This is a genomic window from Neisseria sp. HMSC075C10, from assembly GCF_001815615.1.
Lineage (GTDB): Bacteria > Pseudomonadota > Gammaproteobacteria > Burkholderiales > Neisseriaceae > Neisseria > Neisseria subflava_A.
Genome location: NZ_KV821265.1, coordinates 1 through 226, shown reverse-complemented (window position 1 = coordinate 226; position 226 = coordinate 1). Strand labels below are relative to the sequence as shown.

Genomic DNA, 226 nt, shown 5'->3' with positions numbered 1-226 from the left:
TTTCGGCTGTTTTTGTTTCAAAGATCCACTAATTCTACTCAAATACCCCCTTAATCCCCTCTTAGATACCTGATAATCAGGTATCCGGGCCACCTTTTAGGCGGCAACAGGCACACTTAGCCTGTTGGCGGCTTTCAACAGGTTCAAACATATCGCCTTCAGATGGCTTTGCGAACTCACTTTGCTCAGTCCGAAGTAGGCTGCCCGGGCATAGCGGAATTTACGG

At 48.2% G+C, this 226-nt stretch carries 1 pseudogene; it reads right to left on the bottom strand.

Annotation, left to right across the window (positions count from 1 at the left end):
* Window positions 1-96: 96 nt before the first annotated feature.
* Window positions 97-226 (bottom strand): annotated as a pseudogene (locus tag HMPREF3047_RS11300) (IS5/IS1182 family transposase); the annotation flags it as partial.